Here is a 3440-nt window from a genome sequence, read left to right on the forward strand (position 1 = left end):
GACGAGCCGGTCGGCGTGCTGCTGGAGCCCGGCGCCTCCTTGGCGTGCGCGCTGTTCGGCATCCAGAAGTCCGGCGGCGGCTACCTGCCGATGGATCCGACCTACCCGGCGGCACGGATCGCGACCATGCTCGACGCCGCCGGAGTCCGAGCCGTGGTCACGGTGTCGGAGTTCACCGACCGCCTCGGCCCGGACGTCCGGGTCCTGGAACTGGACCGACTGCCCGACCTGCCCGCCGATCGACCCCGCGTGGACGTCCGGCCCGAGCACCTGCACCACGTCATCTTCACCTCCGGCTCCACCGGAACCCCCAAGGCCGTCGCGGCTGAACACCGCAACGTGCTCAGCTACCTCGACGGGATGCTCCCGCGCATCGACGCCCCCGGTGGGTCGTTCGCCGTGGTCTCCACACCGGCCGCCGACTTCGGCCTGACCTGCGTGTTCGGCGCGCTGACCACCGGCGGAACCGTCCACCTGCTGCCACGCGAGATCGCGATGGACCCGGCCGCGTTCGCCGACTACCTGACCCACCACCACGTGGACGTCGTCAAATGCGTCCCCAGCCACCTCGAACTCCTGGCCTCAGGCGGCGACCTGGCCGCCGTGCTGCCGCGCCGGCTGCTGATCCTGGCGGGCGAGGCGTGCCCCTGGGACCTCGTCGAACGAGCCCGGAACGCCAAACCCGGCCTGCGCATCCAGAGCCACTACGGACACACCGAATCCACCATGATCTGCCTGGTCTGCGAGACCGACCAGATCCCCGCGGAACGCCGGACCGGGATCGTCCCGCTGGGCCGTCCGCTGCCCGGCGTCTACGGCCATCTGGTGGACTCGCGGCTGCGGCCGGTCCCGCCGGGTGTCCCTGGCGAGCTGGTCGTCGGCGGCCCCGGCATCACCCGGGGCTACATCGGGCTGCCGGACCTGACCGCCGAGCGGTTCGTCCCCGACCCGCTGACCGGCCAGGACCGCTGTTACCGCAGCGGCGACCTGCTCCGCCTCACCGCCGACGGGCAGATCGAGTTCCGCGGCCGGGTCGACGACCAGGTCAAGGTCCGCGGCTACCGGGTCGAACTCGGCGAAGTGGTCACCGCCCTGCGAGCCCTCCCCCAGATCTCCGAAGCCGTCGTCCTCCCGATCGGCGAGGGCAAGGCCCGGCAGCTCGCCGCCTGGGTCACCCCCGCATCGGCGAACGTGCCGGCGGTCCGGTCGGCGCTGCGGGAACGGCTGCCCGACTACATGGTGCCCGCGCACATCGTCACCCTCGACCACCTGCCCCTCAACCCCAACGGCAAGATCGACCGAGCCGCCCTCCCCGAACCGCGGCAGGAGGCGGCGGCCTTCGTGCCGCCGAGCACGGCCGCCGAGCGACTGGTGGCGCAGGCGTGGGCCGACGTGCTCGACGTGGACCAGGTGGGCGCGAACGACGACTTCTTCACGCTGGGCGGGCACTCCTTCGCCGCCACCCGGGTGGCGGGCCGCCTGCGCGAGCAGCTCGGCGTCGCCGTACCGGTGCGGCTGCTCTTCGAGCACTCCGTGCTCGCCGACCTCGCCGCCGCGCTCCCCCGCCCCGCCTCGGCGGCGGTGGCGCGACGTGAGCGCGTGGAGGGCCCGGCGCCGCTGTCCGGCGCCCAGGCCAGGCTCTGGTTCCTGGCCCAGCTGGAGCCGGACGGCACGGCCTACAACGTCCCGATGACCCTGCGGTTGCGCGGGCCGCTGCAGGCGGACGCGCTGCTGGGCGCGGTCAGGGACCTGGCCGAGCGGCACGAGGTGCTGCGCAGCGTGATCATCGCCACCGGCGCCGAACCGGTCCTGGAGGTACGGCCGGCCGCGGAGGTGCCGGTGACCACCGTGACCATCGACCGTTCGCAGGTCGGCCGGGCGGTGGCCGAGCAACTGGCCACGCCGTTCGCGCTGGACCGGGAGCCGCCGATGCGGGCGGTCCTGTTCGTGGTCGACGAGACGGAGCACGTGCTCTCCCTCACCTTCCACCACATCGCCACGGACGCCTGGACGCGCGGCCTCCTGCAGTCCGAGCTGTCGGCGCTGTATGCCGCCCGGCTGGGCCTGCGCCCGCCGCCGGGCCCGCCGCCCGCCCAGTACGCGGAGGTGGCGCCCGTCCCGGCCCTGGCCGACCTGGACTGGTGGGCGGAACGGCTGCGGGGGCTGCCGCCGGTGCTCGACCTGCCGACCGATCGTCCTCGGCCCGCGGTGGCCGACCCGGCAGGGGCCTCGCTGGAGGTCGAACTGCCGGCGGAGCTGGCGGCCAAGGTGCGGTCGGCGCCGGGCATGACGCCGTTCATGGTGCTGCTGGCCGGGTTGCAGGCGCTGCTCGCGCGGCTGTCGGCGGTCCACGACATCGCGGTCGGCGTGCCGGTCAGCGGACGGGACCGTCCCGACACCGAAGGCGTCGTGGGCTGCTTCATCAACACCGTCGTGGTCCGTACCGACCTGGGCGGCGACCCGACCGGCCGGGAGCTGCTGGACCGGGTCAAGGAGGCCGCGCTGGGGGCGCTCGCGCACGCGGGAGCGCCGTTCGACCGGGTGGTGGACCGGCTGCGGCCGGAACGCAACCTGGCCGCCACCCCGCTGTTCCAGGTGATGCTCAACTACATCCCCGACCAGGGACGTCCCGAGCTGCCTGGCCTGGAGGCGACCTCCCTCGAGCTCCCCGAGCGGACGGCGAAGTTCGACCTGGACCTGTACGTGCTCGACAGCGGTCCCGGGTCCCCGCTGCGGGGCGGCTTCGGCTACCGCACGGACCTGTTCGACGAGGCGACCGTCCGCAGGCTGGTGGACTGGTACCTCGCCCTGCTGGACGGGATGTTGTCCGACCTGGACGCGCCGGTGGGGGCGGTGCCGCTGGAGCCGGTGACCGACCCCGTCCTGGCCGGTCCCGCGCCCACGGACGCGTCCGGCCAGGCCGTGCACCACCTGATCGAACGCTGGGTGGACGACACGCCGGACGCGCCCGCCGTGGTGGGCGCGGATCGCGAGCTGTCCTATGCCGAGCTGGAGTCCACCGCCAACCGCATCGCGCACTGGCTGATCAAGGCCGGGGTGCACGTGGACGAGCCGGTCGGCGTGCTGCTGGAGCCCGGCGCCTCCTTGGCGTGCGCGCTGTTCGGCATCCAGAAGTCCGGCGGCGGCTACCTGCCGATGGACCCGACCTATCCGGCGGCACGGATCGCGACCATGCTCGACGCCGCCGGAGTCCGAGCCGTGGTCACGGTGTCGGAGTTCACCGACCGCCTCGGCCCGGACGTCCGGGTCCTGGAACTGGACCGACTGCCCGACCTCCCGGAGACCAGGCCGGAGAGCGCGGTGCGACCGGAGCACCTGCATCATGTGATCTTCACGTCGGGGTCCACCGGCACGCCCAAGGCGGTGGCCGCCGAGCACGGCGGCGTCCTGAACTACCTGGGCGGCATGCTGCCGCGCAT

At 73.6% G+C, this 3440-nt stretch carries 1 protein-coding gene; it reads left to right on the forward strand.

The window, feature by feature from the left end:
* Positions 1–3440: amino acid adenylation domain-containing protein (locus AB0J71_RS49815; protein ID WP_364421455.1), on the forward strand; the 3440-nt coding region annotated here is incomplete at both ends.

This window comes from Nonomuraea sp. NPDC049637, assembly GCF_040675235.1.
Classification (GTDB): domain Bacteria; phylum Actinomycetota; class Actinomycetes; order Streptosporangiales; family Streptosporangiaceae; genus Nonomuraea.